Here is a 259-nt window from a genome sequence, read left to right as displayed (position 1 = left end):
AAGTAGATATCGATTCAATGAATTATCACCATTTTTACGATATTCAATTTGCATTTGATAAAGGTAGCATTAAGTCGTTAGATAACCAAGGTGAAAACAACAACCAAGGTGTAAACAACAACCAAGGTGAAAACAACAACCAAGGTGGAAACAACAACCAAGGTGAAAACAACAACCAAGGTGGAAACAACAACCAAGATAATAACACAACAATTGATCCAAAAGCTCTTAAAGATGGTGAATACAGAATTGGCTTTAA

Annotated in this window: 1 protein-coding gene; it reads left to right on the top strand. The window is 34.0% G+C overall.

Annotated elements, in window-relative coordinates:
- On the top strand, nucleotides 1-259 hold a 259-nt coding region (locus MR107_RS30795), incomplete at both ends, for a hypothetical protein (RefSeq protein ID WP_242293208.1).

The organism is Bacillus cereus group sp. BfR-BA-01441, assembly GCF_022663075.1.
Taxonomy (GTDB): Bacteria; Bacillota; Bacilli; order Bacillales; family Bacillaceae_G; genus Bacillus_A; species Bacillus_A cereus.
This window is presented reverse-complemented; position numbering and strand designations above follow the sequence as displayed.